Below are 26,599 nucleotides of genomic sequence, written 5' to 3'. Positions count from 1 at the left end.
TCGTGCACGACACCTTGCCCCTACACAACCAACTGTCGGCGCTGCGGATACGACAGACGCTCATAGCGGAACTACTGACCATCCGAGTCGACGGCCCCTCCCCAGAAGAATTTTTTGCACAACAACACATTCCAGGAGAAAAATATGATGCTTACACGTGCTGTTTCCACACGTATCGCAGTCTCAGCGGGGTCTGCCGCCGGTCTGATGCTGATCGCCGGCTGCGGCGGCCATGACATGAGCCAAATGTCGAGCAACGACAGCGGAAACATGTCCAACTCCTCCGCGGCCTCGCAGCCCAACGGCGCCAACAGCGCGGATATGCAGTTCGTCGCGATGATGTATCCACATCACGCACAGGCCGTCGAGATTGCAAAGATGGTTGACAGTCGCACCACCAATCCTCGAATACTCGAACTCGCCGCTTCGATCCAAACCGCTCGCGGGCCCGAAATGGATCAGATTGCAGCGCTCATCGAACAATGGGGTCAACCTACGTCCGACGCCACCTCCCCTGTGGACTCCATGGATGGAATGGACCACGGCGGGGTTGATTCAGGAATGATGTCCCAGCAGCAGATCGCTCAATTGGAGGGGCTGCGCGATGGGGACTTCGACACCGCGTGGCTGAAGATGATGATCGAACATCACTCCGGCGCGATCGCGACGGCCCAATCGGAACTATCCGATGGCGACAACGCCGACGCCAAGCAATTGGCTACCGATATCATCGCCGCACAGCAGTCCGAGATCACCGCGATGCAAGCACTTTTGCAACAGAACTGATCCGGAAACTGGCGAGTGGCTAGGCCTGTCCGTCGAAGCCTCTCTTCTCGTTGTCCGCTCTGATCTTCCATCTGATTACTTGCGTCCCTTGCGAATCACTGTCTTCGTCGGCGCTCCCCACCCACTGACGTGAAGGAACAATTATGGCCTCAACACGGCATACAGGGTTAGTCGTCCTTGTCCTTATGGTCGCAACGCTGACAGGATGCACCTCCACAGCACCGCAGTCCGCACCGAGTGACACGGGTGCGCCCGCCGAGAACGACTCTCCTGTCTCCGCGCTGGTGATGACTCCTTCCGGGGGGACAGATACCGTCAACCCCCTTGATCCGGTCACGGTGGAATCTGTTGGCGGGAGGCTCGACTCGGTAGTGCTCACCGAAGTGGGCGGGGCTGTGGTCGATGGCATCTTCACCCCTGACCGGCAGGTGTGGAAACCCGGCGCGTCCTTGGACTACGGGAAGACCTACACGATGACAGCGTCAGCCACCCAAAACGATGGCTCACGTCTCGATCAGTCCAGCACCTTCTCCACAGTCAAGCCGCGGAACCTGACCAAACCATCCTTCGTGACGGCCGGGGGTAACCTCCTCACAGATGGTGGCACTTTCGGGGTAGGGATCGTTATTGTCACGCATTTCGACGAGCCGATCCTCGATCGTGCAGCGGCGGAGAAAAGCCTGACTGTGCAAACGTCGGTGCCGCTCGAAGGCTCGTGGTACTGGGTGGATGACCAGAATGTTCACTGGCGACCTCGTGCGTACTATCCCCCCGGCACCGAGGTCACGGTCCGGGCTGCGGTCTTCGGCGTCCCGCTCGGTGGCGGACTGTTCGGACAGGAAGACGCCACGACTGCATTCACCATCGGCGACTCGCATATCGCCGTCGCCGACGATACGACCAAGCAAGTGACGGTCACGAGCAACGGCAAAACTGTGCGCACTATGCCGACATCGATGGGCATGGGAGGAACCGAGCTCGTCAACGGCCAAACGATCTCCTTCTGGACCCAACCAGGCATTTACACCGTCCTCGATCAGGCCAACCCCGTGATCATGGACTCGTCGACCTACGGACTTCCCGTCAATTCCCGGCTGGGGTACAAGGAAAAAATCAACTACGCCACCCGAATAAGCACCGACGGAATTTACCTTCACGAACTCGAAGACACAGTCTGGGCGCAAGGCAATACCAATGTTTCACACGGCTGCTTGAACCTCAGTCGCGCCAATGCTCAATGGTTCTATGATTTTTCGCTTCCCGGAGATGTCGTGGAGATACGCAATACCGGCGGCGCCCCTCTCGAATTGTGGCAGAACGGCGACTGGAGTGTGCCGTGGGACCGATGGTCGGAAGGCAGCGCGCTGTAAGACCTGTCGCCCTGCCGGCAAACGATGCTGAATCGCAAACAGAAGCTCCGCGCGAGACGTTCTCCCGTAGTCGACGCGAAAGTGCTGGATAAACCTTTTGACACTGTCAGAGCTGACAGGGGTTCGGCAGATCGTCACGGGAGGAGGTCGCCAGACACCGCCGCCGTATCGGGGCGGCGACGGGAAGCAGAACAGATAGTATTTCTACAGGGCTTCGGTTCGCCGTCTCGGCAACCTCCAGCGTGCAGAGTCGACACGACACCCTCATCGAGCGGTCCCACATCACTGTGACCGACGAATCACCGACAGCGCTGGTTGGGCCCCGTACGAAAGCGACGGAGGTTGCAGGTTGGGCACTCGCACGGTGCGGTGACGAATGCAGCTCTACGAGGAGGAAAAATGCAAGGTCTGGGAGAGCTCGAGGCGCTGGTGATGGATGTGCTGTGGCGCTCCACCGAACCGGTCCGTGTGCGCGACGTCATCGACGGCCTCGATGACGACCGTGAACCGGCGTACACGACGGTGATGACCGTCATGGACAATCTTCATCGCAAAGGTTGGGTGCATCGTCAGCGAAACGGGCGCGCGTACTGGTACGAAGCCACGCGAAGCCGCGAGGAAGCGGCAGCTGACGGGTTGCGCGCACTTCTCGAATCCACCGGAGACCCGACCGGGGTCCTGTTGCATTTTGTTCGCGGGACATCCGACGTCGAATCGAAGATCCTGGCGCGTGGATTGCGTGAACGAGGCAAGAAGTGACAGCCGTCCTCGCGTGGGCGGTCGGTGGCCTTCTCGTTGCCGCACTCTCCCCGCTGTTCCTCGGATCGATGATGCGTCGCGGCGTTGATCCGCATGTCGTCCTCGTCTTGTGGGGCGCTCTGGCACTCGGAACTGTAGTGAGTATCAGTGTCCCGGTGATCTTGAGCCTTTTACCCAGTCACGGTGGTGTCTCGTCGCTGATCGAATTCGCCCACAGCTGTTGGCTCGCCCTTCACGACGACGCGCCGGCCAGGCTCGAGACGGCGGTGGGTGTACTCGGTGGGTCAGCCCTGGTCATCGGGGCGGTGCGAGGCACCGTCCATCTGTTCAGCTTCTCCCGCACTCGCCGCGAGCTACACCAGCAGCACCTCGGGTTGCTGCGCATTCTGGGGGGTGCACGGTCCTCGTCACTGCTCTGGCTCCCGGTTTCTGTGCCCTTCGCCTACAGTATCGCTGGGCGCCCCGCGCTTGTAGTTGCGAGCGACGGATTGAGAGATCAACTCGACACCGAGGCTCTTGCTGCAGTACTCGCACATGAACGAGCACACATCACGGGGCGGCACCATCTGCTCGTCAGCGCAGCTCAAACGCTCGCCTACGCGTTTCCGTGGCTTCCGATCATGCGATCTTCGCCCCCATTGGTCCGTGCGTTGGTGGAAATCGAAGCCGACTCCCGAGCCGTTCGTCAGCATGGGCGCGAATCCGTGCACCGCGCACTCTGCAGTATGACACCTCACGAGGTGCCCGTGGCGGCTCTGGGAATAGCGCAGGATTGCCTGGCGTTGCGACTTGATCGTCTGTCCTCCCACCGCACCCACCACCCGGCGCCCATTCGCTACCTCCGCACCCTTGCTGCCTGCGGAACGGCGATCGTCCTACCTGCGGCGCCTCTTCTGGCGCTACTGGGTGCGATGGCGATGGCTTCATGCGCAGCAGGTGCTTGAAACAGTGCGAAACCGGGTCGTGGACGAACAAGGAGTCCGGCCCGCAGGGGGCCAGTGCTCAAGGCCGGTTCACCCCCTCCTCGAACTGAACCGGCCTCATGCACCGAACGCGGCGCCAATCGAATTGGCCAGATCCCGCGCGAAACTTGATTCGTGGCCATCCCAATTTTCGTGAGACTCACCTTCTGCGCACGTGGCATCGGCAGAAAAGCGCAAAAGGCTACTACTCTGGGTCACGATCACACCACGCCCAGCAGAATCGTCGCGACGATGACAATTCCGCATGCCGCGCTGGTCAGAAGCCGCCCGCGCCGTGTATGAGGGTCCGCACGATAGGGGAACAACCCTTGACGGACCCACGTGTAGATAGCCGCGGCGACAACGAATACTGCTCCGTCATAGGGCGTTTCGGTGCCGTAGAGGACGAAAATCAGTGTCGCGAGGCCGATGATCAAGCCTGCGAACGCTTCGATCAGTTGCACGGGGATTCGGCGCACCGCGAGAGTCCGGTCCGAAGCCCACATTCCCCATCTCGACCTGGTAGGTCGACCCGAACAGCATCCTGTCAAAAAGCATCCCGGGCGCCCGATCGCAATCCCGAGAAACAACCCGGGCGTTGTCATGTCCAGTAACACACCGACGCCCAGACCGAAGGCTGCTCCGCCGAGCACCAATACCGCGAGCGACACCACCAAAAATCCTTGTATGCATGCGCCGGCAGAGACGAATTTTCGAAGGCTCTGGCGGTGAAGTGCCAAGTACCAGAGCTTCGCACCCACGTAGCCGAGAAGGCAGCCGAGGATCGAAATGAGAACTGCCGCAGTGGCGTTCTCGCTCATACGGGTCAAGAGCAGTGCCTGCATGACGATGGCGAACACTGCACCCAAACCGACCAACAGCGGCCACGTCCAGAGTCGCACGCCGGGCCCGTGCACCAATGGCGCTGCGGTAGTCCAGGCCGTGGCGGTCTGCGGAGCTGCGATGTCGAACTGCCCGGTGGTGTCGTCCGGAGTTTCGATGCGCTCGGCACTGACAGTCCAACTACCAGTGGCGATTCCGCGGATTCTCGCAGTCACCGCGAAGCGTTCCCCCGCTGGAACACCGTTGACGTGGGTGACCCTCTCGAAACGTTCCGGTTCGCTGCCCGGGCTGTTGCGGGCTCCTCGGAACAGAATCGACAGATCGGAAGTAACCTCGGGCGATTCTCCCCAGTACGTTGCTGCGAGCCCCTGTGGTTCTATCTGCGTGAACGCTTCAGCGCACCCACCGCCGGGCGCAGCGAGTTCCGTTGCAGCGGTCGACTCGTCGTCACCCAATGGCCGGGCAACGCGTTCAGTGCCCGATGGCTTGGTGGGCATCGCCTTTTCGGCGATGGCCGGCGCCGGCGGTGCTTGAGCCAAGGCCGAGGCTGGCGTCGGCGCTGCTTTACTCAGATACGCCGCTGCGGCCGCTGCGGCCAGTTCTTCCACGGCACTACCGGCCGGACTGGGCCTAGCACGGGGTGTTGTGCCGACTTCGTCGTGCGGTCGTGAAGTGGGGTTCCGCTTCGGTGACGTGGCGCGTCGGGCTCGACTCTGCGTCGTAGACCGCTGTTTCGCGCGGGTTTTGGTTGATTTTTTGCTCACCGTCGCCCCAATCTCTCGGTTGGCGCGGATGCCCACCGAACTACTAAGGTCGATAGTAGCTGAACTACGAACCTGGATAGTAGGTAGAGGTCGAGCGCGAACGCGCGGGTGGGCACTGCGGCGAGACGAGGCGCTTCGAGGCCGAGCCGAGGAATATGGGAATTCCATGGTGCCGCAACGATCTTGGGCACACTCAAGAAGGACCTGGAAAGGACATCGAACGTCAACCGGCAATCGCGCGGACAGTGTAGTAGTTTGCGAGACTGGATAGGCTCCTTGTTCACCATGTTCGGAGACCGGGCACGGACTACTGGGTACGACTGCGGCAGACCCGGCGGCTGATGCGGGACTGGGCGTAGGGATCGCACTACGTTGCAGCAAGGGTGTGCAAAGTATCGAAGCGAACAATCACATCTAAGGGATCTGCAAAATGGAAGCTGACGCGATGCGCAACCACCGCCTGGTGGATTTGCCGACCAATGGCGCGGTGTTCGAAACCTCTCGGCCGGTACGGACGGGAGATATCGACGTCTCCGGGACGGTGCGACTCGATGGCGTTGCACGTTATCTGCAGGACATCGGTTTCGACGATCTCGATGCGAGCGGCGCAGCGGCTGCCCACCCGGTGTGGGTCGTGCGCCGCACAGTCATCGATGTCATTCGTCCGGTCAGCTGGCCGGCTCGTGTGCGCATGCGCAGATGGTGCTCGGGGTTGTCGAGCAGGTGGTGCACGATGCGTGTCCGCATCGAATCCGACGGCGGCGGCTTGATCGAGACCGAAGGATTCTGGATAAATCTCAATCCGGTCAACGGGATGCCTTCCAGGATCGAAGAGAGTTTCATGGCCGGACTCGGTTCGACCGCCAACGATCACCGATTGAAGTGGAAACCCTGGCACACCGCTCATCCGGGCGATGGGGAGGAAACGACATTCGTCTTACGATCGAGCGATATCGATCCGTTCAACCACGTCAACAACGCCACGTATTGGCAGCCTGTCGAAGACCTGATCAGAGATTGGGCCGGACCCCGAAATCCACTCCCCTACCGAGCGATTCTCGAATATCGCTCTCCCATCACCGCGGGAAACGACGTGACCGTGCGGTATCACAGTTCAGGGGAGAGCCTGAGTAGTTGGTTCCTGGTCTCGGGTTCGGTGTGCGCGAGTGCCTACGTCACAGCGATCGAAGTGTAAGTCCCCGGGCCGGGTCACCTCTGCGCTCTGGTCTCTTGAATCGTCATTGATCGGTTCACCTCACGAGTTCTTGACCAGGTGTGCCGGTAGCGGCGGGGTGAGTGGGTGTTCCCGGAGCGTTTCCATTACCTCGAATGTCGCGTCGAATGTCACGCATCGACAGTTCCCCGGCAGTCGATGTGCCGCCCTTTCGGACGATGTACTGGCAACGCGATAACGAAGGTGGTGCCTTGCCCGGCTCCGTCACTCGCGGCGGTGATCTGTCCACCGTGTGCTTCGACGAGTGCTTTCGCGATGGACAGTCCGATCCCTGCCCCTCCGTGAGCACGATCGCGTGCTGCGTCGGCGCGATAGAAACGCTCGAACAGATAGGGGAGGTGCTCGGCGGCGACTCCATCGCCTTCGTCGGTGAGTGTGAGGATGAACCGATCCCCTTTCACCCGTCCCCGCACCTTCACTGTGCTCTGTGATCGACTGTGGCGCAGTGCGTTGTCGAGCAGATTGCTCAACACTTGCCCTATGCGCTCCGGGTCCAGCCACACCGACGGCAGATTTCCGGGGACGTCCACGCTCAGAATGACTGCTTTCGTGTCGTATCGTTCTTCGTGCGCCGCTACCGCTGAGCTCACCAGTACCTCAGGTCTGGTCCATGTCGGTTCGATTGCAGCTCGATTCGTCTCGGCATCGGACAGCGCCGAGACGTCGCCGGAAAACCGTGCCAGACGTCGGGTCTGATCTCTGAGCATCGCAATGGTGTGATCATCGAGAGCTTCCACTCCGTCTTCGAGCGCTTCCATGAATGCTTCGAGAACAGCTACCGGCGTCCGGATCTCGTGCGCGAGATCTGCCAGCAACCGTCGACGCATCGACTCGGCAGACTCGAGACGGACCGCCATTTCGTTGAAGGCCGTCGCAAGTGCGTCGAAGTCGTCACCGAGCTGCGGCGGCGGGACTCTGGCCGCGTAGTTTCCCGCCGAGACTGCCGTGGCGGCAGTTGACACCGCAGTCACCGACCGCTGCAGCCGACGACTGAGATACCAGGTCACAGCCAGCGCGCACAACGCAGCTGCGCCGATCGCCACGGACAACGAGACCGCAGTTGCCGAGCGATATGCCTGCTCGGCATGCATTTGCTCCTCAGACATCGGAGGCACGCCCGCGCGGCGCAGATGCTCGCGGAACAAACTCGGACCGACAGTGACTGCAACGACCCATGAGGTGGCCGCTCCTGCCACCAAGACCAGCGTTTGGGCCATCAACAAACGCACGCCGACACCGAGTCCTCGGCGGGTACGCCCCTGATGAGACGAAAGTTCTTCCAGGGTAGTCATTTTCCGGAACCCATTCGGTACCCGATGCCGCGCACGGTATTGACATACAAAGGCGCGGCGGGATCATCGCCGAGTTTGCGGCGCAGATGACCGATATGAACATCGACAAGATGTTCGTTCCCCGTCCACGCAGGACCCCACACTGCTTCGATCAGTTGCCGACGGCTGAACGCCATCCCCGGCCGAGCGGCCAATGCCGCCAACACGTCGAATTCCGTCCGAGTCAGCAGAACCGGTTTCTCGGCGACCGAGACCTCTCGCCCGGCAACGTCGATCCTGAGCACCCCGAACGTCATTGGCGGACTCTCCTCGTCTCGGGTTACCGCTCTCGCAGTTGTACCGTGCGCGACTCCGCTGCGGGGTCTGCGCATCATCGCGCGGATCCTCGCTACCAACTCTCGGGGGCTGAACGGCTTGCTCATGTAATCATCGGCACCGACAGAAAGCCCGACGATGGTGTCCACTTCCTCACTGCGAGCAGTCAGCATCACCACGTATGCATCCGAAAATGTACGAAGTTCCCGGCATACCTCGATGCCGTCGATACCGGGCAACCCGAGATCGAGGACCACCACATCAGGATCGACCTCACGTGCCAGGGCGAGAGCGTCGAAACCGTTGTAGGCCACACTCACCTCGAATGACTCTCGTTCGAGGTAACTCGAGATGATCGAGGCCAGTGGGCGTTCGTCGTCGACGACCAGTGCCCGAAAACCTGCGTACCCGTCGGTTGACCGTGTTGACGTACTGTCCATGCCACCATCGTGGACTGCTCAGTCGCCGCTGCGCACGCGATACACGGTATGCGGTCACCTCTTCAGCGAATCTTCATAGAAAGCACACCGATCCCAGAGGGTTCGGCGAGCACTGTCGAAGGTGAGGAGAGTGAACGGACATGATGTGGTGGAGCGAGAATTCGGGTTATGGAATGGGTTGGGTCAGCTGGATTCTGATGGCGCTGGCGATGATCGCATTTTGGGGGTTGGTCATTGCGGCCCTACTTGCTTTGTTTCGTCCCAGGCGCAGTACCCGCAGCGAACTCCGTGGTACGAATGCGCAGCATCTGTTGGATGAGCGCTACGCCCGCGGCGAGATCGACGATGACGAGTATCGCTCCCGCAGTGAAGCTTTGGATCGATCCTCTCGTCGACACGAGAGTCGTTGACCTCTGCCGCACGCGCGCCCCGGGCTCGGTGGCGTATCAGTTCCGTTTCTCCACAACGACTAGACAAGGACAATCACAATCATGGCTATTGCGCCGTTCACAGGATCGGCTTTCAGTCGACGTACGTTTCTCGCCGCCACGGCGGCGGGGGCGGGTGGCCTGGCGTTGACCGCATGCACCACCAGCGGATCGTCCAACCCGAACCCCCCGCCGTTCGACAAGAATGCCATCACGTCCGCTGAGGCAGCGCGCCCGCATACCGGTCGCACCGTGGACTACACGCTCAATCCGCAGGGTGCCGATATCGATCTCGGCGGCATCACGGTGCGCACTCTGGCATACGGCGACAGTGTTCCCGGTCCGTTGATTCGCGCGAATGTCGGTGACGAGTTGGCGATCACCGTCAACAACGGACTCGATCATCAGACATCGGTGCATTGGCACGGCATCGCGCTTCGCAACGACATGGACGGCGCCATGCCGGCAAGCCCGAACATCGAATCGGGGCAGAACTTCACATACCGGTTCTCAGTACCTCATTCGGGAACGTATTGGGCTCACCCGCATGTCGGTCTCGACACCGACTACGGCCTGTATCTCCCCATCGTCGTCGACGACCCCCGCGAGCCCGTCGACTACGACGCCGAATGGATCGTGGTTCTCGACGACTGGACGGATGGAGTCGGCACGAGTCCGCAACAGATCCTCTCCGACCTTCAGTCCGGAAACGGCATGGGTTCGATGGGCGGATCCGGGATGGGCAACATGCCTGGCATGGGTGGAATGAACCACGGGTCGGCCGAAACCACGCTGCCCGCCACCTCGGGTGGCCCTAACTCGGTAGAATCAAGCGCTCTGCTCGGTGGGGACGCGGGTGACGTCAGCTATCCGTACTATCTGATCAACGGGCGGATAGCTTCTGCACCGACAACTTTCTCGGCCGCTCCCGGTCAGCGTGTGCGTATTCGCATCATCAACGCGGGTGCGGATACCGCTTTTCGAGTCGCCCTTGCCGATCACGTGATGTCCGTGACCCATACGGACGGTTTTCCGGTCGTACCGACAGAAGTCGATGCGCTTCTCCTCGGCATGGGTGAGCGCTACGACGTGATCGTCACGGTCAAGGACGGTGTATTCCCGCTCGTCGCCGCGGCCGAGGGTAAGAACGCTCAGGCTCGGACGCTGCTGCGTACAGGCTCGGGCGCTGCGCCCGACGCGTCGTTCCTCCCTCGGGAATTGGCAGGTCGAGTGGGCACGGTCGAGTCGTTCACTGCAGCCGAAAGTGTCGTTCTGCCGCGAAGCGATGGCACCGGTGTCGATCTCGTGGCAGACCTCGGGGGGGACATGATGAGCTACCAATGGACGATCAACGGTCGGAACTACGACCAAACCGAACCTCTGACCGTCAAAGAAGGGGACCGAGCCCGGCTCACGTTCACCAACATGACGATGATGTGGCATCCCATGCATCTGCACGGGCATACGTTCCAAGTGGTCAAAGGTGACGGCGGTGTCGGCCCTCGTAAGGACACAGTCATCGTTCGTCCGATGGAATCTGTCGCTGTCGATCTCATCGCCGACAACCCGGGCGACTGGATGCTCCACTGCCACAACGGATATCACCAGGAGTCGGGTATGATGACCCGCTTGGGCTACATCGTCTGACACGTGGAGACGTCCGAACACACGATCACACCAGCACGGGAGGCGCGACCTGATTGGGCCGGCATCTCATTCGATGCCTCTTCCTACCCCGTTCGGCGAGGTGAGATTGTGGCCGCCCCGGCATCGGGTCAGCGTCCCGGAATCCCCGGCCTCTGCCCTGCCGCTGGACTGGGATCGAAATCCCGCGAACGGCGCAACTGCCCATGGCTCCGGTGTACACCTGGCGACACTCCACGGGCGCTCGAAATTCGACGTTCTCTGCGCGGGCGAATACACGAGGGAGAATCCGACCAAATGTCCGACGGAAGTAGTCGAGGCGCAGCCTTGACTCACCTTCTCCTAACGCGAGTATAGTAGAAACAGGTACCCCCCTGGGGTACCAGACGGGAAGGGAATCATGAGCGGTCAGACTAACTCGCAGCCGAATCTACTCGATAAGACGCAACGCGGCTGTGGATGCAACTCGACGAAGAAATCACCCACGACATCCGCGCCCACCCCTACGGAGGACATCATGTCTGCAACCAACAACACGTTCGCGGTCACCGGCCTCACCTGCGGGCATTGCGTCGGCGCCGTCACGGACGAGCTGCGCGCCCTCCCCGGAGTGAGCGAGGTCGAGATCGATCTCGTCGCCGGAGGAGTCTCCACCGTGACCGTCACAGCTTCAGCGCCACTGACCGAGGAACAAGTAACTGCCGCGCTCGACGAAGCCGGCAACTATCATCTCGCGAACATCTGACCGGGCGCCCACACCGCCAGCGTAGGCAGGTCAGGAGAGGTACATCTGATGAGCACCCTGGACAACACGACCGTCGCTGCCGAGTCCGCACACAGTGTCGAACTGGTCATCGGCGGCATGACCTGCGCCTCCTGCGCCGCGCGAATCGAAAAGAAGCTCAACAAGATCGACGGCGTCACCGCGACAGTGAACTACGCGACCGAAAAGGCGAAGGTCGATTTCACGGGTGCGGTAGCACCTGAAGACTTGATCTCCACCGTCGAGGCAACGGGATACACCGCCACCTTGCCTGCCCCCAAGGGCTCGTCCGGAGAGGTCGGCACTACCGACGGGGTGGACGCCCGAATCCAGGACGAGGCTTCGCAACTGCGGACCCGACTGCTCGTCTCGCTCGCATTGACTGTGCCTGTGGTCGCATTGTCGATGATCCCGCCATTGCAGTTCACGAACTGGCAGTGGCTGGCCTTGACGCTCGCATCTCCCGTCGTCGTCTGGGGCGCACTCCCCTTCCACCGCGCTGCACTGACGAATGCCCGACACGGCGCGGCAACAATGGACACTCTGATCTCGGTGGGGGTGTCGGCGGCCTACCTGTGGTCACTGTGGGCGTTGTTCTTCGGTCATGCCGGAATGGCCGGCATGAAGATGGAGTTCAGCCTGTTCCCACAGCAGGAGGGCGGAGCGGACCACATCTATCTGGAAGTCGCTGCTGCGGTCACCGTCTTCATACTGGCGGGGCGATATTTCGAAGCCCGCGCCAAGAAGCAGTCGGGTGCAGCCCTACGCGCACTGATGGACATGGGAGCCAAAGACGTAGCGGTGTTGAGGGAACACACCGAGATCCGAATTCCCACCGAACAATTGGTGGTCGGTGACATCTTCGTCGTACGCCCCGGCGAAAAGATCGCGACCGACGGCATCGTCACCGACGGCACATCTGCGGTGGACGCCTCCATGCTGACCGGCGAATCCGTGCCAGTCGAAGTGCGCCCTGGCGACGCCGTTGTCGGCGCCACCGTCAACGCTGGAGGGCGACTCCTCGTTCGAGCAACTCGTATCGGCGCCGACACTCAGCTCGCTCAGATGGCACGACTGGTCGAAGATGCACAGAACGGCAAGGCTCAGGTCCAACGTCTCGCCGACCGCATCTCCGGAATCTTCGTCCCGGTCGTCATCGTTCTCTCACTGATGACGTTGGGTGCGTGGCTTTTGACCGGTCACTCGATGGTGACGGCGTTCACCGCCGCCGTTGCCGTGCTGATCATCGCGTGCCCCTGTGCATTGGGGTTGGCAACACCGACGGCGCTGATGGTCGGAACGGGCCGCGGCGCCCAGTTGGGGATTCTCATCAAAGGCCCCCAGGTTCTCGAATCCACCCGTCAGGTCGACACCATCGTGCTCGACAAGACCGGGACCGTCACCACCGGGCGCATGAGTGTCGATTCGACAGTCGGCGCAGATGGCGAGAATATCGACGAATTACTTTTTGTCGCAGGAGCGTTGGAGGACGGCTCCGAACACCCGATCGCGCAGGCCATCACTCTTGCAGCTCGGGCTGACGGCCGGCCGTTGCCGAGAATCGAAGGTTTCTCCAACCACGACGGCCGAGGCGTCTCCGGTGTCGTAGACGGCCGAGCCGTTGCTATAGGTCGGCGAACCTGGTTAGAGCAGGACTGGTCTCTCGTCGCACCCAAGAATCTGGAAGTGGCCGCACACGACGCGGAAGCCGACGGAAAGTCCCCGGTGTGGGTTGCGTGGGACGGTTCGATCCGCGGAATCGTGGTCGTTTCGGACACTGTCAAGGACACCTCGAAAGAGGCCATCACTGCATTCCGAACCTTGGGACTACGTCCCATCCTGTTGACCGGCGATAATGCTCGCGCCGCCGTCGCCGTCGCAAAACAAGTGGGGATCGAAGCCGCCGATGTCATCGCCGAAGTCTTGCCCGCGGACAAAGTAAGCGCCGTCAAAGACCTCCAAAGCCGTGGGTATACAGTCGCTATGGTCGGTGACGGTGTCAACGACGCCGCTGCTCTGGCACAAGCAGACTTAGGTCTGGCCATGGGCACCGGCAGCGATGTCGCCATCGAAGCCTCCGATCTCACCCTTGTCCGAGGCGACCTGCGCTCCGCCGCAGATGCGATCCGTCTGTCGCGCTCGACGTTGAAAACCATCAAAGGGAACCTTTTCTGGGCCTTCGCCTACAACGTGGCGGCGTTGCCTCTGGCGGCGCTGGGGTTGTTGAACCCGCTGATCGCCGGCGCTGCCATGGCTTTCAGCTCCATCTTCGTCGTCACGAACAGTTTGCGCCTACGACGATTCACCAGTCATGCCACAAGCTCCGATCACTGATTTGATCCCGAATTCGACTGCCCCGATGACCTTCCGTCTGCCCTGAACTCTTCGGACGCGATGTGCGGGAGAGGTCCCACTGTCCACCCGCAACGAATCCAAAGGTTTCACTTCACGACGACCACCATCACGGACGAGGGCAGTCGTCGACTGCTTGGGACACCATGGTCCTTCATCGAATCTTCACCAAACATCTAACCAAGGCATATCCGCCACCGGCAGGCTCAGTATTGAGACACACGTGGACCCCACAACATCACGCCCCAGAGGTGCCGACGATCTGCCACAACACGGGAACATGCCACCGAGGTATCCGCACAGTCGCTGCCGCAAGAATGGCGGTCACAACGAGAGGGCGCAGAGATGAATCGAACCACCGTTCTCGAAGTACAAGGATTGCAGTGGGCGACATCGAAAGCCGCAGTCGAATCAACTCTCCTTCGCCGACGTGGCGTCGTCTCTGCTGAGGCCAACGTCCTCAACCAAACTGCCACGGTCACCTACGACCCGGCTGCAACCTCGATACCCGAACTGTCCCAATGGATCCGGGACTGCGGCTATCACTGCGCAGGGCGATCAGTGCCCTCCCACAGCTGCGACCCCCTCTCCGAACCAAACGACAGCACCAGCGCCACGCCCTCTGAATACCACGTTCATTCAGACCACGCCGACACATCAACCGACGCACCGGTCGAACACCCCGGCGAATCTCCTCACGGCGAACACACAGCGCACGAACCACATGCTCAACACTCTGCACAGGACATGATGGGGCACGGAGGCGCCCACGCCGGAATGTCGATGGACGACATGGTCCGGGACATGCGAAATCGCTTTCTCGTCGCTCTCGTTCTGTCCATTCCGATCATGCTGTGGTCCCCGATGGGGCGCGACATGTTCGGATTCACAGTTCCCGCCCCGTTCGGACTCCGCGACGACGTATTCACCCTGATACTGAGCTTGCCAGTGGTGTTCTACTCGGCCTGGATCTTTTTCGACGGCGCTTATCGGGCTCTGAAGGCCCGCACCCTCGACATGATGGTCCTCGTTGCCGTCGCCGTCGGGGCGGGTTGGCTCTACAGCGTCGCCGTCACCTTCACCGGCGGCGGCGAGGTCTTCTACGAGGCCGCGTCGGTGCTGACGGCTTTCGTCCTGCTCGGACATTGGTTCGAGATGCGAGCCAGAGGTGGAGCCAACGACGCGATTCGCACACTGCTCGAACTGACCCCGCCATTGGCAATCGTGTTGAGAGACGGCGAACCCGTCGAAGTTCCCACCGCCGACGTTGTCGTCGGAGACCTGTTACTGATCCGACCAGGCGGCAAAGTCCCTGTCGATGGAACGGTCGAGAGCGGAACTTCCGAAGTCGACGAGTCAATGGTGACCGGGGAAAGCCTTCCCGTATCCAAAGAACCGGGATCCGCAGTCATCGGGGCTTCCATCAACACGACGGGCACACTTCGCGTCCGAGCAACCAAAGTCGGTGCCGACACCGCCCTGTCCCAAATAGTGGCGTTGGTCCAGGAAGCGCAGAACTCGAAAGCGCCGGGGCAACGGTTCGCTGATCGGGCCGCGTTCTGGCTCGTCCTTGTTGCTCTGATCGGCGGCACCGGCACCTTCCTTGTCTGGTGGGCGGCGGGTGCAGGAGTGCAGACCGCGCTTCTGTTCGCAATCACCGTCGTTGTCATCACCTGCCCCGACGCTCTCGGTTTGGCCACGCCCACCGCCATCATGGTCGGCACCGGACTCGGAGCTCAACGAGGAGTGTTGTTCAAAAATGCCACCGCGCTGGAATCCTCGGCGCGCATCGAGACGGTAGTGATGGACAAGACCGGCACCCTCACCAAAGGCGAACCCGAAGTCACCGACGTCGTCGTCGACGGTATCGGCACCGATGAACTCCTTTCCCTTGTGGCCGCGGTCGAACGCGAGTCCGAACACCCCCTCGCCGGCGCGATCGTCCGCTACGCGGCCGAACGCGGCGCCCCGGAAGTTCCACTCACAAATTTCCGTAATGTGCCAGGTCACGGTGCGGCTGCGGAGGTGGACGGTCGTCGAGTGGCGGTAGGCAACCGCAAACTGATGATCGCCGAAAACGTCGACTTCGGCACATTGATGGGCACACGCGACGACCTCGCAGCCAGCGGGCGAACAGCAGTACTCGTCGCCGTCGACGGACACGGCGTCGGGGTGATCGCACTCGCCGACGCTGTCCGAGAGACTTCCGCCGCCGCAGTGGCGGCGCTGCACGACTTGGGCGTCGAAGTCGTCATGCTCAGCGGCGACAACGAAGCCACCGCACAGCGCATCGCGGGCCAGCTCGGTATCGATACCGTCATCGCGGAAGTGCTCCCCGGCGACAAAGCCGCCAAGATCGTCGAGCTGCAAAATGCCGGCAAAAAAGTTGCAATGGTCGGGGACGGAGTCAACGATGCTCCCGCGCTCGCACAAGCGGACCTCGGTATCGCCATCGGCGCAGGTACCGACGTCGCAATCGAAACAGCGGACCTCGTGCTGATGCGGTCGGACCCACTCGACGTACCGGTCGCACTACAAATCGGGCGAGGCACCCTCCGCAAGATGCGACAGAACCTCGGATGGGCCGTCGGGTACAACGTCATCGCCCTCCCCATCGCCGCTGGAGTCTTCGAACCCTCCCTCGGACTTGTACTTCGCCCAGAGATCGCAGCGCTGTCGATGTCCGGGTCCAGCTTCATCGTCGCCGTCAACGCACTACTGCTGAAGCGACTACGACTCCCTTCTCCCCCGGATCAACACCGGCCTTCACCAAGCACTACCCCGAAGACGACCTCACAGAACGCCTCATGACCGGACAACCGATCTCCCAACGAAAGGGTTTCCCCGATATGAAGAAGATCCTCGCAATCAGCGCTGCAGCAACTGCGGCACTATTCGTCCTCACCGCATGTAACAGTTCCAATTCCGATGGAACCACCTCCACACCGATGTCAATGAGTGTCGAGTCCAGTAGCTCGGCGGACGCGAGCACTCATAATCAGGCAGATGTGACATTTGCCGAGCAGATGATCCCGCATCACAGTCAAGCCGTCGAGATGAGCGACATGCTCCTCTCCAAAGACGGTATCGACCCCCGAGTGACAGCGTTGGCTGAACAGATCAAAGCGGCGCAGGGCCCAGAAATCGAGCAGCTGCAGGCCTGGTTGACCAGCTGGGGACAGAGTTCGTCCTCCTCTGGCATGGATATGCCGACCACCTCTCACAACATGGAAGGCATGACACCCTCCAGCAGCATGAACATGCCGATGCCCTCCACCAGTATGAACATGCCCATGCCCTCCGAAAGCATGGGAACGATGCCCGGCATGGAGGGGATGATGTCCGCCGAGGACATGACTGCACTGCAGAATGCGCAGGGAACAGATGCCGCGAAACTGTTCCTCACACAGATGATCGACCATCACCGCGGAGCAGTCGCGATGGCGCAAACTGAAGTTGATTCCGGACAGTATCCAGAAGCGATCTCCATGGCGCAGAACATCATCCGCACGCAAAACGAGGAAATCACCACCATGGAAGACATTCTCGCCACGCTGTGATCACAACTTCAGGCGGTCGTTACCGAGATCTCACTCGGATGTGAGCGCACGCGGCTCGGTGTCTCTGCTCGACGAGGATCCCGGCAGAGGCACCGAGCCTTCTCGGCGACAGGCCAATACCCCTCTGAGGACGCCGAACAGTCTGGAGGCAACCTCATGTGGAGGGATTGGTCATCATCCGCCGATATCTGGAGATCAGCGTGCGCGGGTCACATTCGTCGTTCCTCAAGACGAGGATGGAACGCGAACACAAAGGAACCGACGCCTGAAACCGAGCCGAATCGATTCATTTACATCCTGAAACGGTTCAGGCGCAAACCGTGCCCATCGACCAGCGAGGGACTGATCGGGTACGCGAACGAGAACAGACGACGTGGAGGTCGCAATGCAAGACGTTCGGCGGGGGATGACCGACTCCGAGCTGATCGCGGAGGCGTACCGACTCGAAAGCCAGCCGGCACTGAGCAGGTGCGACCATATCAGATTGACAGTGATACACGATGAACTCGAGTGCCGGCGCAGGTTGCCGGGCAAAAATACTCCCTGACGCGCCCCACAACGACTACCTTTCGGGTAGGGGCCAAGTGTGCACGATTCACGTTTGATCACCTCGTACAGAAAGCAATATCAGAATGGGTTTGCCGGTCCGCTCGGCGGCGCAGTTCCAGCCGTCCAGTGACCGATAGTCGAACGCAAATAGTTGTTTTGCAGCGGGTTTCACTCGAATTGCCCAGCGTGAGCCGCCTCGGGTCGCGCCGGCCCTTTGCAGGCGCGGTGCTCCCCTGAGTTTTATGTTCCGCGTCGCTTTCACCCAGCTCGCTCTCAGTTGAGTCCGGCGTATGAATGGAGGCCGGAGACGACCATATTGATGATGAAGAGATTGAACAGCATTGCGACGAAACCGGCGATGTTGATCCAGGCGGCACGGGTATCGCGCCAACCAGAAGTGGCGCGCGCGTGCAGATACGCGGCGTAGATCACCCAAGCGATGAAGGAGACCGTTTCCTTGGGGTCCCACCCCCAGAACCTACCCCAGGCCGCTTCCGCCCAGATGGCTCCCAGAACCACTCCCGCCCCGAAGAGCGGGAAGGCGAAGATCGTTGTCTTGTAAGCCAATCGATCCAACACGTGCGCCTCGGGTAGGCGCCGCAACCATGTGCCGAGCTTCGAGTCGACACCACGGTCGTCATATCGGACTCTGAGCAGAAACAACATGCTCGATACGCCCGAGATCAGGAACACCCCACTACCGATCGAGACGATCGAGACGTGGATCGGAAGCCAATACGATTGTAGGGCAGGAACGACGGGGGCGGCATTCGCGTACAGGACAGTTCCTGCCACGAACATGAGAACGAGGATCGGTATCAGAGCGAAGACCCACAGTGTTCGCAGATCAGGTCGCCGTAACAGCAGCAGTCCGGCGAGTACTGCTGCCGCGCATGTCAAGGTGACGAATTCGTACATGTTGCCCCAGGGCACTCGTTGCGTCGCTACCCCACGGAGGACGAGCGCACCGAGATGGAACACGAATGCGACTACTATCAGAGACAACCCCATGTTGCCGAGCCGATCCGACATCGATCGGGGAGAAGATTCGACGATACGCCCAGGGGCTCTCGCATCGGGTGCGGTCGGTACAGGACCAGCGTTGACGCCCACCCTCGCAGTCGGCGTGAGCGACTGTGTGCGTACCGAGGCGAGTTGCGCGCAGAAGAGAATAAGGGCAAGTAGATATACGAGGAATGCCGTGCCGTAGCTGAGATCGCTGTATCGGGAAAGGGTTTCATTGATCGTCATGTCACTCTTCTCTGCGGGCGGGCTCTTCGGATTGCCAGATGCGTCTGTGCACGATGTCGAATTCTGCGCCCCATCCGGCGTGGTCCGTTCTCGCCAGTCCCCCGAGTTCGATCAGCGATACGGGACCCGGGCCTGATGTTGTCGAGGTGATTCGCACCCAAATTCTGCGACGCTTTATCACCAGTGACGTGATCAGGCCGGTAATCATGGTGACGGCGAAGACTAGTACCCAAATCTGTGCCGGGTCGTGGGAAACTTGAAGATTGGCGAATTCCTTTGCGCCGTCGAATGTCACGCGAGTGCCATCGGGCAAGTTCGACGATTCTCCTGGCCGTAGATTGACGCGCGCTTGCTTGGTGAGGCGGCCCTGGTTGATCATCTCGGTGTTGAGGCTGAAGATCGACTGTGGAATGCCGGTATCGAGACCTGTGTCCCCTTTGTAGATGTCGATGGCGACCGCAGGGTCGCGCATGTCGGGAAAGGCAGACGTGAGAAGGTTACCGTTGAATGCCGCTGTGGGTGCGAACAAACCCTCGACGGCGATCTGATTGGTGCGACGCTCCTCCGCTGATCCGTATGTCCCGCCTGGGGGGTCGAATCGCAGTGCGCCGCTGCTGAGGAAAGTGGTGGCGTCGTCCGGGCGGAATTGCAGTGATTCCGTCCGTGTCTGGCCGTCGGGGAAAGTGACAGTGAATTGGGGCGCGTATCCGTGTCCTGTCAAGTACACGCGTTCGCCGCCAATTCTCAGTGGGGAGTTCACTTTCAGTTGATAGTTGTTCCATTGACCGTCGTCTGTCGCGTCCTGTTGGTAGGAAATGTTGGAGGTGAACATCGAAGCTTGGCCATTGTCTAGATAGTCGGCGGCGAAGTCGTTGACCCTGATACAAAATGGTTCGAGACCGGTTCCGTCCGTCGCATTTCCGGTTTTGAACGAGTCGTAGACGGCGGGTGAGGTGTTGCAGAATCCGGGTCCTCCATCGGCGATGACGATGACGGAGCCCTCATATCCGAACAGCTTTCCGATCGCAATCGTAACCAGCAGTCCGAGGAGGGAGAAGTGAAAGAGGAGGTTGCCGGCTTCTCGGAGATAACCTTTTTCGGCCGAAAGCTCAGTTGTTCCGTCGTCTGTTGTTCGCACCGCGAGCCGCCATCGCGGCAATGCCGCACGGACGCGCTCGACTGCGGCTGTGGAATCAGCAGTCAGTTCCTGCGCGGCGTGGTGGTGCGGCAGGCGGGACAGATTGCGCGGGGCACGGACCGGCGTGCTGCGGAGGGCTCGGAGGTGCTCTGCCAGGCGCGGGATCAAGCAACCGATGAGTGAGACGAACAGCAGAACGTAGATGGCGGTGAACCAGGAGCTGGAAAAGACGTCGAACAGTTCGATCTTGTCCATCCACTGTCCGAGGGCGCCACGTGCTGCTATGTATGTGTTGACTTTGCCCACGTTGAGGTTTCGCTGCGGCAGGAGGGCGCCGGGTACTGCGGCAAGCGCAAGCAGGAACAGTAGGACCAACGCGGTACGCATCGAAGTCAGTTTGCGCCAGGTGTTGCGGACCAGCGCGATTGCTGGGCGGAAGAACGAGCGGTGGTGGGGCGTCGTCGTCTCGTGAGTGTCCTGTTGTGTCATATCGGTAGCACCACGTTGCTGACGAATTCGTCGCGAATCCAGGAGACGAACAGTTCCCAGAATCCGGTCAACAATGCCAACCCGACGAGGATCAACATGACACCACCGAAGATTTGGATGCTTCGCGAATGTCGACGAAGCCATCCGACTCCGCGAAGCGCTTTCGATGATCCGAAGGCGAGTGCGATGAATGGAAGGCCCAACCCCAGGCAGTACGCGATGATCAACACGACCCCGCGTGCAGCAGTCGCGCCTTGTGTACCGGCGGTGACCGAGAGGACTCCGGCCAGGGTCGGCCCCAGACATGGGGTCCACCCCAGGCCGAAGACGGCTCCCAGCAAGGGGGCGCCTGCCAAGCTGGACAGACGGCGCGGTGTCGGACGGGTGTCGCGTTGAAGGGCGGGGACCAGACCGATGAAGGTCATGCCCATGACGACGGTGATCACGCCGCCGATCCTCTGCAGGAGTTCCCGGTTGAGTTGCAAAATCCCCATGACTCCGAAGACAGAGGCAGTGGCGAGGACGAAGACCACCGTGAATCCGGCCACGAACAACACAGCGGCTCCGGTCACCCGCCAGCGGCCAGTCGTGACTGTTGTCGTGTCGCCGTCGGCGACTGCTGGCGTCTCTGCCCCGGATATTCCTGCGAGATATGACAGATATCCCGGAACCAGGGGGATGCAGCAGGGTGAGGCGAAGGAGATCAATCCTGCCAGGGCCGCCGCGAGGAGCGCCACGAACAGTGGACCTGTGGACACTGCATTCTGGAAGGTGGTTCCCAAGTCTTGTGCCAGCACGGTCATTCCGAGGCCACCCGTTCGATCACTGGTGTGAGATCGTCTGCGAGCAGGGCCTTCAGGAAGACGCCGGCGACTCGGTGTTGACGATCGAGAACCAGGGTCGACGGAATCACACTCGTCGGATAGTTCCCGCCCAGCGCGGCCAAGGTGCGCATCGGCGGATCATAGATGGATGGGTAGGTCACCTGGTTGTCGACGACGAAGTCTTGCGCTTTGTCGCGTTGTGGATCTCGGACATTGATACCCAGGAATTGGACGCCGAGATCGCGAGTGGCTTCGTACGAGGTTTCGAGGTCGTCCGCTTCGGCACGGCACGGTGCGCACCACTGCCCCCAGAGGTTGATCACGACGACTTTGCCGACATAGTCGTCGAGTGACACCCGTTGTCCTTCCTCCATCAGGTTCGGACCTGCCAGAGTGCCGATCGTTCCGCGGATTTCTGGTGGGTCGTAGAAGATTTCGGTTTGTCCACCGGGAGACACGAAGTCGAAGCTACCGCCTTGCGCGACAGCGTCTGTGCCGGTGGCACACGACGACGCGGCAAGGATGACGGCCGTTGCAAGCACCAGTCCTCGCAGGATTCGGTGGAAGTGTTTCACACACGGGTGAGGTGATGGGGATTCGGCCGTCACAGATCGTCCTTCTGCCGAGAACAGTCGAGTTCGACTATCGGACTGAACTTTCCGACCGGATGACTGGTTATGGGCACTGCGCAACCCTTCGGTGAACTACGTACTGTAATACTAAGTAGCATAGTAGCTGGGTTGGGATCCGAACTGCACGGAGGACTGAGATGGCGAAAGATTCCCTGTACACACCCGAGTATCGCCGTGAACGTCGCCGTCAGGTGCTCGGATGGATTCTGGTCGGAATCGGGGTGGCGATGGCACTGCTTCACGTCATCACACACCTCGGCCAACTTCATCTTCTCGCTTCGGCGGGGTGGCAGGACCTGATCTTGGGTTATCTGATGGCGTTCTTGATCGCCGGACTCGGATTCCTCTGCGTGCTGGCACGCGCGAGACCATCACGGAACTAGTGCGGCCCTCACCAAGGACGAACCACATTCCGACTCTGGCGACTCGCTCCTCCAGCAGCCTGATGAACGTGCACCCATCCCCACGGCCGCGCTGCCGTCCCCGACTTTCGGGAGCTGGCCAGAAACTACAGTCAGTCCGACAACGATCGGCGAATGCCCGATCGGACGCAGTTCCGGTTCGGTTCAGGGGCTGCTTTGTTGTTCCCCCCAACGCATTACCTCACCATGCGCGCAACTGCGTCGCGAATTTGCTGGGTATTACGGAAGACCGGAGGATCGGTAACCCGCTCGACACTGCCGTCGCGTTGCACGACGAAACTCAGGGGCAGAACTGGAGGTGCGACAAGTGTTCCTTGAACCGCGTCGGCGTCGCCATAGGAGGGGTAGTGCACTCCGAGGTCGGCGAGCAGCGCCAAGGCTGACGATTGACTGTCCTGTACGTTGACGCCGACGACCCTCACTGAATCGGGTTCCTCAGCATAAGCCCCCAGAATGGGGATTTCCTCTCGGCAGGGTGCACACCACGACGCCCAGAGATTGATCAATGTCGGTTCGCCGGCGAGGGCGTCTCCTACATCGAATTTTTCCCGGGACCCGAGGCATGAAACATTCACGCCGGACAGCTGTCCCGAGGCGGACCGTTGCGGATCAGGCAGGGGGCATGGACGCAGTGCCGCCGCGACGGCAAGTGCAGCGAGCGAAGCGCCGTCGGCCGTGGCAGATCCCCCGGCATGAGAGGCAGTGGCAGCGGGTGGTTGCGCAACTTCAGTCGATTCGCGTCCCCGTGGCCACATCGCTACTACGAGCAGGGCGACGACCGCAAGAGCAAATACCGTCCACCGCCATTGAGCGCGCATCTGATCATCTTTCATCCCTGTCGATACCTGGCGGGTACCGACCTTCTCGTCGACTCAAATCCGAAAGCGTTGGTTTCAAACATGAAGTCTCGGCGTCACGTTGGAGCCTGGTGGGTGCACCTGGCCGTAGTTCAGGAACTGGTGTAGTCCGTAACTTCCACACCCCGAGACGCAAGCCACTGCTTGGGATCTACCTTTTGCCCCGAGGGGTCTGCAATCTCGAAGTGCAGGTGCGGCCCGGTGGATTGACCGCGGTTTCCCACTGTCGCGATCTGTTCGCCCACGCGTACCTGCTGCCCGACGCTGACGAGGGTTTCGTTGATATGGCCGTAGGTGCTGATCGAACCGTCGTCATGTTGGAGCCGAACCCATAACCCGAATCCGGAAGCTGGCCCGGAATCGATGACGGTCCCGTCTGCGACAGCGTAGATCGGAGTCCCGATCTCGTTCGCGATATCGAGACCTGTGTGCGTGGTTCCCCATCGAGGTCCGAAATCTGAAGTGAGAGTGCCTGATACAGGCTTGATCGTGCGCGCCGACGATCCGGTGGATACAGATCCTGTCGAGATGGGGATCGAGACCGCGGATTCGAGCGCGTCCCGTTGTTCCGCCAGCCATGCACCCTTGGCAAGCTGATCGACCAGTTCGCCGGCACCGGCCGTGGTCGGAGAAATGAGTGCTTGCGGCGGAGCTGCATCCGCAACAGTGTCGGACGCCGGATCGGGTGTTGCACGAGACTGGTCGGACTCGTCGTGAACTGTGTGTGCATTTGCCAGGGCGGGGCCGGAGATCTGGGTTCCCGCGGCGATCAGCGCTCCTGCCGCGACTGCCATCGTGGCTGCCACGACCGCATTGTCTCCATGGCGCGTAATCGTGCGATGTCTCCCACGAACGGCGACCTGGCAGTTTCCCGACCCGACGGATATTGCAACGAGCTCACTGACGTGCCGGGATGTGGCGCCGGCTTCCTTACGGTGACGGGACAAAACTGCACTCCTCCGGGTTGTACCACGCATGTTTTTGCGATGTGGACCACCCGCGTTGAGCAGCGCCTCCATCCGAATGTAACGAAACGATATACGAAACCGCTCTCAATTACTATTCATCTTAGTAGGTGGAGCGGCGCGGGTAACCCGAAAAGTGACGCTCACCAGCAGCGCTCCGAGCGCGAGCAGTGAGATCACGATTTCGGGCACAGGACCGATCCGTATCGCCAGAGTCATGTCCGAGCGCAGTTGAACATCGCCTACCAGTACGTCGTCGGTGAAGATGCCGCTTTGCTGAAGTACGGCGCCGTTGGACTCGATGATCGCACTGACGCCGCTCGTCGCGGCCACAAGCACGGGGCGCCCGTGTTCGACCGCCCGAACCCGTGACATCGCGAGTTGTTGGTACGTCATATCGGTACGCCCAAATGTCGCGTTATTTGTTGGGACGGTGATGACTTGGGCACCGCTTCGCACCGAGTCCCGCACCAGGTCGTCGAATGCGACCTCATAGCATGTGGCCACGGCAGTGGGAGTGCCGTTGAGAGTAACGACACCGTTACCGTCACCCGGCACAAACTTTCCCGCTCGAGCGGCATACGAGGACAGCGCATTCATCACACCGGGTAGCGGCAGATATTCACCGAACGGGACGAGCTTTCGTTTGACGTGCTGCTCCCCGGGCCCGGAATCAGGGTCCCATACGATCGCGCTGTTCAAGGTGGTTCCGTCCTCGCGCGTCAGCACCGCACCGACCAAAATGGGCACACCAACCGCTCGCGCAGCATCGGTGATGCGCGTTGCCGCATCCCCGTTACGTAGCGGGTCGATATCCGAGGCATTCTCCGGCCAGATCACCAACTGCGGCCGAGGGAGCCGTCCCGCGTCGACATCCCTGGCCAATTCCTTTGTTTTTGCGACGTGGTTGTCCAACACCGCGCGGCGTTGGGAGTTGAAATCCAGACCAAGCCGTGGGACGTTTCCTTGAACGAGGGCAACTGTGCTCATCGCCGCAGGTGCGGGCGTAGGACGTGCAGAAAGCAGCATCGCCGACATCAGCGGAACGGTCACAATCGCCATGCATGCGAACATTCGCATCCAGTGCCGACCGCTCAACGCTGTTATCAGCCCCGCAAGTCCACAGCCCAGGAGCGCGACGGCGAAACTCAGGCCGGGGGCTCCAGCTACGCCGGCCAGGGGCAACAGCACACCGTCCGCCTGACCGAATGCCAGACGCCCCCAAGGAAAGCCGCCAAAGGGAAGTCGCGAGCGAACCCCTTCGAGGAGCACCCACACCGAGGCGATCCACACTACCGAACACGGCAGTCGACTCAGCGCCGCCGCCATCGCCCCGAAGAGCCCGATCGACAATGCTTCGATCGCCGCAAGGACCAGCCACGGGAGCGCTCCGACGTAGACACCTACCCAGGGCAGCAGTGGGACGAAGAACGCCAATCCGGCGAGATACCCGTACCCGAAGCCAGTTCTCACCGATCGGCCGCGAAGGACCAGCACCAGAAGAGCAAACCCGACGGGAGTCAGATACCACGCTGAATACGGAGGGAAACTCAGATACAGCGCTCCACCCGCCGTCACTGCGCCCACGGCCCGCGCGCCCACCCGCATCCACCCTCGACGAGGTGGTTGCTCTACCGGAGTTCGACGGGGGACGTTTTCGACGAGATCGACCATCGTGATTGATGCCTTTCGTGATGTATCGGAATCCGCATCGCACGCGACATGTACTACTATGCATCATAGTAGTACATGTGGTTTGATTCTCCGGGCGTACCGTACAACGCTCGGCACCCGACAGACCGTGCGGCACGGTCGACCGTTCATCACTGAACTCGGTCGTAAGTTCCTGCACAGCAACGCCATACCGTCAAGAAGACAGCAGGGACAAGACCGGTTGCGCATCGGCGTCGTCGGGGTCTTGCCGCAGGGAACAGTCTCGATCCAATCCACCGTCCCGCTC

22 protein-coding genes are annotated in these 26,599 nt (G+C 60.8%); 12 read left to right on the top strand and 10 right to left on the bottom strand.

Translation table 11 applies throughout. The features are described from left to right. Positions 1–114 precede the first annotated feature (114 nt). The 4 genes from RA302_RS33590 to RA302_RS33575 all read left to right on the top strand — a co-directional run bounded on the left by RA302_RS33590 (position 115) and on the right by RA302_RS33575 (position 3,859). A complete protein-coding gene (locus tag RA302_RS33590) occupies positions 115–786 on the top strand; it encodes a DUF305 domain-containing protein (RefSeq protein ID WP_223304577.1) in 672 nt (223 codons plus the stop codon). A gap of 185 nt (positions 787–971) precedes the next feature. Further along, complete coding sequence (locus tag RA302_RS33585) at positions 972–2,156, top strand: Ig-like domain-containing protein (RefSeq protein ID WP_019747378.1); 1,185 nt, start codon at positions 972–974, stop codon at positions 2,154–2,156. Between the two features lie 399 nt (positions 2,157–2,555). Continuing rightward, positions 2,556–2,915: a BlaI/MecI/CopY family transcriptional regulator gene (locus RA302_RS33580; RefSeq protein ID WP_019747377.1), complete on the top strand. Its 360-nt coding sequence runs from the start codon at positions 2,556–2,558 to the stop codon at positions 2,913–2,915. Further along, entirely contained in the window at positions 2,912–3,859 is a 948-nt protein-coding gene (locus tag RA302_RS33575) for a M56 family metallopeptidase (RefSeq protein ID WP_019747376.1), read from the top strand. The genes RA302_RS33580 and RA302_RS33575 overlap by 4 nt, the downstream gene beginning before the upstream one ends. Before the next feature lie 239 nt (positions 3,860–4,098). Here RA302_RS33575 and RA302_RS33570 read toward each other — a convergent pair whose 3' ends face one another. Continuing rightward, on the bottom strand, positions 4,099–5,328 hold the full coding sequence (locus tag RA302_RS33570) for a prolipoprotein diacylglyceryl transferase family protein (protein WP_051720982.1): 1,230 nt from the start codon (positions 5,326–5,328) through the stop codon (positions 4,099–4,101). Positions 5,329–5,914: 586 nt separating this feature from the next. Between RA302_RS33570 and RA302_RS33565 the strand changes: the two genes are divergently transcribed. Beyond that, positions 5,915–6,679 (top strand): acyl-ACP thioesterase domain-containing protein, encoded by a 765-nt coding sequence (locus RA302_RS33565; protein ID WP_030537783.1) that lies wholly within the window; start codon positions 5,915–5,917, stop codon positions 6,677–6,679. Between the two features lie 149 nt (positions 6,680–6,828). Here the strand turns inward: RA302_RS33565 and RA302_RS33560 are convergent, their stop codons facing one another. Together RA302_RS33560 and RA302_RS33555 are read right to left on the bottom strand one after the other, a co-directional pair. Further along, positions 6,829–8,010: an ATP-binding protein gene (locus RA302_RS33560; RefSeq protein WP_030537784.1), complete on the bottom strand. Its 1,182-nt coding sequence runs from the start codon at positions 8,008–8,010 to the stop codon at positions 6,829–6,831. Then, entirely contained in the window at positions 8,007–8,765 is a 759-nt protein-coding gene (locus RA302_RS33555; protein WP_030537785.1) for a response regulator transcription factor, read from the bottom strand. Before RA302_RS33555 ends, RA302_RS33560 begins: the two co-directional genes overlap by 4 nt. 140 nt (positions 8,766–8,905) lie before the next feature. On the opposite strand from RA302_RS33555, the gene RA302_RS33550 reads away from it, so the two are divergent. The 6 genes from RA302_RS33550 to RA302_RS33525 all read left to right on the top strand — a co-directional run bounded on the left by RA302_RS33550 (position 8,906) and on the right by RA302_RS33525 (position 17,512). Next, the gene (locus RA302_RS33550; protein ID WP_030537786.1) at positions 8,906–9,175 is read left to right on the top strand and encodes a membrane protein; all 270 of its coding nucleotides are present in this window, start codon (positions 8,906–8,908) and stop codon (positions 9,173–9,175) included. Positions 9,176–9,256: 81 nt separating this feature from the next. Further along, the gene (locus tag RA302_RS33545; RefSeq protein ID WP_030537787.1) at positions 9,257–10,840 is read left to right on the top strand and encodes a multicopper oxidase family protein; all 1,584 of its coding nucleotides are present in this window, start codon (positions 9,257–9,259) and stop codon (positions 10,838–10,840) included. Between the two features lie 514 nt (positions 10,841–11,354). Further along, positions 11,355–11,582, top strand: a complete 228-nt coding sequence (locus RA302_RS33540; RefSeq protein ID WP_030537788.1) for a heavy metal-associated domain-containing protein — start codon at positions 11,355–11,357, stop codon at positions 11,580–11,582. A gap of 48 nt (positions 11,583–11,630) precedes the next feature. Beyond that, the gene (locus RA302_RS33535) at positions 11,631–13,934 is read left to right on the top strand and encodes a heavy metal translocating P-type ATPase (RefSeq protein ID WP_047270630.1); all 2,304 of its coding nucleotides are present in this window, start codon (positions 11,631–11,633) and stop codon (positions 13,932–13,934) included. A 363-nt stretch (positions 13,935–14,297) separates the two neighbouring features. After that, complete coding sequence (locus RA302_RS33530) at positions 14,298–16,763, top strand: heavy metal translocating P-type ATPase (protein ID WP_019747368.1); 2,466 nt, start codon at positions 14,298–14,300, stop codon at positions 16,761–16,763. Positions 16,764–16,801: 38 nt separating this feature from the next. Next, on the top strand, positions 16,802–17,512 hold the full coding sequence (locus RA302_RS33525) for a DUF305 domain-containing protein (protein ID WP_029537721.1): 711 nt from the start codon (positions 16,802–16,804) through the stop codon (positions 17,510–17,512). Positions 17,513–18,334: 822 nt separating this feature from the next. On the opposite strand, the gene ccsB is transcribed toward RA302_RS33525, so the two are convergent. Genes ccsB through RA302_RS33505 form a run of 4 tightly spaced genes read right to left on the bottom strand, consistent with a single transcriptional unit; the run spans position 18,335 to position 22,305 of the window. After that, positions 18,335–19,312, bottom strand: a complete 978-nt coding sequence (gene ccsB, locus RA302_RS33520) for a c-type cytochrome biogenesis protein CcsB (RefSeq protein WP_019747365.1) — start codon at positions 19,310–19,312, stop codon at positions 18,335–18,337. A 1-nt stretch (position 19,313) separates the two neighbouring features. After that, positions 19,314–20,939, bottom strand: a complete 1,626-nt coding sequence (locus RA302_RS33515) for a cytochrome c biogenesis protein ResB (protein ID WP_037127160.1) — start codon at positions 20,937–20,939, stop codon at positions 19,314–19,316. Continuing rightward, positions 20,936–21,742 carry a cytochrome c biogenesis CcdA family protein gene (locus RA302_RS33510; RefSeq protein ID WP_030537791.1) on the bottom strand — a complete coding sequence of 269 codons (807 nt, stop codon included), beginning with the start codon at positions 21,740–21,742 and terminating at the stop codon, positions 20,936–20,938. Before RA302_RS33510 ends, RA302_RS33515 begins: the two co-directional genes overlap by 4 nt. Then, complete coding sequence (locus RA302_RS33505; RefSeq protein WP_230587701.1) at positions 21,739–22,305, bottom strand: TlpA disulfide reductase family protein; 567 nt, start codon at positions 22,303–22,305, stop codon at positions 21,739–21,741. Before RA302_RS33505 ends, RA302_RS33510 begins: the two co-directional genes overlap by 4 nt. 227 nt (positions 22,306–22,532) lie before the next feature. On the opposite strand from RA302_RS33505, the gene RA302_RS33500 reads away from it, so the two are divergent. Then, positions 22,533–22,778, top strand: coding sequence for a hypothetical protein (locus RA302_RS33500; protein ID WP_030537793.1), 246 nt, complete (start codon positions 22,533–22,535; stop codon positions 22,776–22,778). A gap of 215 nt (positions 22,779–22,993) precedes the next feature. Here the strand turns inward: RA302_RS33500 and RA302_RS33495 are convergent, their stop codons facing one another. The 3 genes from RA302_RS33495 to lnt form a co-directional block, all read right to left on the bottom strand. Further along, positions 22,994–23,650 (bottom strand): TlpA disulfide reductase family protein, encoded by a 657-nt coding sequence (locus tag RA302_RS33495; RefSeq protein ID WP_080712825.1) that lies wholly within the window; start codon positions 23,648–23,650, stop codon positions 22,994–22,996. A gap of 116 nt (positions 23,651–23,766) precedes the next feature. After that, a complete protein-coding gene (locus RA302_RS33490; protein ID WP_037127163.1) occupies positions 23,767–24,480 on the bottom strand; it encodes a M23 family metallopeptidase in 714 nt (237 codons plus the stop codon). Positions 24,481–24,726: 246 nt separating this feature from the next. Then, the gene (lnt, locus tag RA302_RS33485; protein ID WP_030537796.1) at positions 24,727–26,247 is read right to left on the bottom strand and encodes an apolipoprotein N-acyltransferase; all 1,521 of its coding nucleotides are present in this window, start codon (positions 26,245–26,247) and stop codon (positions 24,727–24,729) included. Positions 26,248–26,599: the final 352 nt, after the last annotated feature.

Source organism: Rhodococcus sp. DN22 (assembly GCF_036669995.1).
Classification (GTDB): Bacteria; Actinomycetota; Actinomycetes; order Mycobacteriales; family Mycobacteriaceae; genus Rhodococcus_F; species Rhodococcus_F erythropolis.
The sequence above is the reverse complement of the archived record's forward strand: the minus strand, read 5'-3'. Positions and strand labels throughout refer to the sequence as shown.